4 protein-coding genes and 1 pseudogene are annotated in these 3,524 nt (G+C 59.3%); all 5 read right to left on the bottom strand.

Annotated features, from left to right (window positions below; genetic code table 11):
- Positions 1-761: type IV secretory system conjugative DNA transfer family protein (locus tag R5H23_RS16445; protein WP_317216088.1), on the bottom strand; the 761-nt coding region annotated here is incomplete at its 3' end.
- A complete protein-coding gene (locus R5H23_RS16440) occupies positions 754-1,191 on the bottom strand; it encodes a DotD/TraH family lipoprotein (protein WP_317216087.1) in 438 nt (145 codons plus the stop codon). The genes R5H23_RS16440 and R5H23_RS16445, both read right to left, overlap by 8 nt.
- Before the next feature lie 5 nt (positions 1,192-1,196).
- A complete protein-coding gene (locus R5H23_RS16435; protein ID WP_317216086.1) occupies positions 1,197-1,904 on the bottom strand; it encodes a transglycosylase SLT domain-containing protein in 708 nt (235 codons plus the stop codon).
- Positions 1,901-2,617, bottom strand: a complete 717-nt coding sequence (locus R5H23_RS16430) for a DUF1796 family putative cysteine peptidase (RefSeq protein ID WP_317216085.1) — start codon at positions 2,615-2,617, stop codon at positions 1,901-1,903. The genes R5H23_RS16435 and R5H23_RS16430 overlap by 4 nt, the downstream gene beginning before the upstream one ends.
- Before the next feature lie 65 nt (positions 2,618-2,682).
- Positions 2,683-3,524: pseudogene (locus R5H23_RS16425) on the bottom strand (shufflon system plasmid conjugative transfer pilus tip adhesin PilV); the annotation flags it as partial.

The following is a 3,524-nucleotide window of genomic DNA, read 5'->3' as shown; positions in this document are numbered from 1 at the left end:
TAACGTCCCATGCCCATGACATCGCGTTCCATGCGCGACAGGTCATCGAGAAAGATCTCGACCGCCTGCCGTTGTCCGGCTGCCCAGCCATAAGCAACCCCGGATCTCCAGACCTCAACTTCATGCGGCGTGCGTGGCCGGACCGCGTCGGCTGGCGGAGAAGGGGGGGAGACAGTGCGGACAAGCCATGTGCGCCATTGCGGCACGGCCGTTACAAGCTGCGCGCGGCGCGTAATCTGATAAATCGTGCCTGTTTCCCGGGCAGTCTGGCCACTTGGATCGAGAGCGACCGCCATTTGCGCCTCTGTGACCACGGGCGGCCGGATAAGGGTCTGACCGTTGCCGGCGGGAAGCACCAGAGTGCGGAAATCCTCCTTTTGGTCCAGAACATGGGAATATCGACGCAGGAGTTCATTGATCGCGTAAGACTCTGCCGCCCGTCCACCCTGAGCGCCATAGGCCCACGCCGCACTGCGGACCGCACTGTCGCGTCCATTGCCGCTTTCCTGTTTGGGAGAGTAGCCGGGACGCACGGCCATCATCGCTTCGAGCGACGAGGGCCTGTCCACGTCGGGGATGTCCGGGGCTTCGGCTGCACCGGTGACAGGCGTGTCGATCGCATCGCCTGCTTCCGGGTTGCCGTCGGGTATCTCCGGGACAGGAAGATCCTGAGGGGGCTCGGCGTGGGCAGAGACGTTGACCGCACAGAGTGATGCCGCAAGGAGGGCTGCCCGACAGGCGGAGCGCCGAGGCTTACGCATTCCAGGAAATCCTTATGGTGTGATGAGGGATATCAACCCAGATGTCGGCATGCCCCGACGATGCGGCCGCCATCTCGTCCAGCACGCGACCGAGCGTGGTCGTCTTCTGATCCACGTCTATGATCGGCGGTGCGGCGCATGGCGGGATATCGGTCTGATAGCCGACCTGTGTGGCGATCAGTCGGACGCCCTCATCGAGCGGGCCCTGCCACTGCCATCTGACAGGTCGGTTCATCTCGGCCGGAAGAACGGAGCCTGCCCGTACCAGAGGAAAACGGACGGCACCAATCTGGTCGAGTGCGGACAGAATATGATTCATGTCCTGATCGTAGGGATGCACAGGCGGCTGGGTCTGTTCGCTGCAGGCACAGAGTCCTGACAGCAGCAGAAGGGTAAGGCCGAAGGGTCGGCAGAGAGGAATTTGCCACATGCCGCCTATGATGGCGGAGACGTTTGTGAGTGCGCAGCGATCTGGACGTTTTTCCAGACCTTCCGTTGATAGGCGACGTTGTACTTAGGCGTACTCGAGTTGTAATTGCCGACCCGTCTCCAGAACTCTGCCGCGTTATCAGGCGTCCGGCCGCCAAGTGCGCCCGCAAGGATCCACGCACCGATATGAATGTTCAGGCAACCATCGTTGATGATCTGGTCTTTCGAGATGCCCATATTGGCTAGTTCCGCAAGGTGCATCGAGTTCACCTGGGCAGGTCCCATGTCGTAACTGCCGTTCAGGTTCCGGCTGATGTGGCCAACACGGCCACCTTCTGTCAGGAGAATAGCCCGGTAGAGAAGTTCAGGCAGGTGGTACTGTTTTGCGGCATGAGAGATGCATGCTCCTAGCGGGCCCATGAAGCCCGTCATGGGTCGGGAGACGGGTCGCTCGCTTTGTGGCGGAGGCGTCTGTGACCGGCTTGCGTTAGCCCATGCGAGGATCCAGGCTCCGGCAGCGATATTCATGCAAGCGTTCGTGCGAACCTGTTCAGGATCAAAGCCCATACGCTGAAGGATGGGCAGCCACCTGGGATCGATCTTCATGGGACCGATACCCGGTGATGACGACTGATCTGCAACGCGCTCAATAGCGGCGACCGGAACGTTATAGGCCTGAGCGGCGAGGGCAGTGCACGGTGGAAGGGCCGTCATGGCAACGTGACCGGATCCAGGTGGTACTGATAGATGAGTCTCAAGATCATGAGTTCGTCCATGATGTCGGGAAAGTAGCCAAGAGCGCTCTCGTCGGAGACCGGTCGATAGTCATAGAGACGGGAGCCGTTCCGTTCCTGCGACAGTTCCATGCCGACGCTCTCGCCGTTAGCCCGTTGCGGTTGCAGCTGGATTGCCAGAAGCTCGGCGTTGCTGGTCATATGATCCAGGAGGTCAACAAGCTCGGGAAAATGCCACCCGATGGGATTGGATGGTCGCGAGATCATCACGAAGAGCTTGGCATCTCTCGATTTCATCAACAGGCGAAAGCGCTCGATGCAGCGCTGATAATACGTCCGGTCACCTTCCGACTGCGGGTCCTTGTGTAGAAAGATCTCCTTTAAGCCAAACCGGTCATGAAACGTTGGATGATGACGCTCTCCCCGTTCAGGCAGGAAGTCCGCAAAGTCGTTTTCGAGACAGTGACGGATCATTCCCGGAGTGGCATGGATCCAGTCGAAGGGAAGGGCAAACTGGCGAAGTTCCGCCTGCTGAAGGATGGTGGCCGGAAGGCAGTGGGTTCCGAGTGCGACGGTATGCCTGACGCGTTGTCCGTTGATCTCCCGGGTGCCGTAGCCTGGCATTTTAGAAGAGCGGCGGTGCCGACGGCGCTGCAAAGTCGTGCGCAGCGAGATGAGAAACTCAGGGGTCAAGTCGTAGGTTCCCGGCTTGATACCGGATCGACCCTTCCGGGCCCGATCTAGGATGTTTGCGCCGCTCATTGTGGTGCAATGCACAGATGAAGAGCAGAGAAGCCGTAGTCCCCGTACCAAAGAACGGCTGACTGCATGTCCTGCGTTCCTGCCTGGCAAGAGAAACCGCCAGTATAGGGATTAGCGACGTTGTAATTGTTCCTGCCGTTTGTTGTCGGAGGGACATAGTACCCAAAGGGCGCGCGGGTTACGGACTGCCATGTTCCATTGACGCAGTTCAGCAAGCGGCCGCTCCCGTCGTTCTGCGCAGTCAGTCCTCCCGAGTTGCATCCCTCGCCAGGTGCCGCAGTACCGTTCAGATGCACGAGCTTTTCGGCCGACAGAGTCGACACGTTTTCATCCGCGGCAGACCCGTCATAGTGCTGAAGATAGAACGTTCCGCCTGTTCGCATGGCGATATTGTTTCCATCGCCATAGAGGTACTGGTTGCCGATCTGCAGGGAGTTGCCCTGAGGAAGAACAATCTGATTGGCGCTAAGCGTCCAGCCCACGGAGACAGAGTGATTGAAGCCTGCGTCACCGTTTGCATTCATCCAGGCTGCTGCTGGCCCATTCATTGGTCCCGCTCCGATCCAGCCATGGGCGTAGAGATCGTTGACGTGCGCGCCGCCCGCCCAGCCACTTGGGTACCCCGAATTCGGATCGAGGCTGTTTGTGGCGATATTGTTGGTAAAGCGCCCGCGTACACCCGAGATGGTATTAGCGTTGGCGATATCGTTTTCACCCATGTTCAGCGTGTTGTTCATTGTCGACAACTCAGGATGGTTCGGGACGGCGTCGCGGTAGAGCGCGTCGCTGTTGTACTGGGCTCCTGCAGTCCCACTTGCCAGACCGACGAAGTGGCCTG

The organism is Gluconobacter sp. GP1, from assembly GCF_032913585.1.
GTDB classification, from domain to species: domain Bacteria; phylum Pseudomonadota; class Alphaproteobacteria; order Acetobacterales; family Acetobacteraceae; genus Gluconobacter; species Gluconobacter cerinus.
Note: the sequence above shows the minus strand (reverse complement) of the source record. Positions and strands in the feature narration are given on the sequence as shown.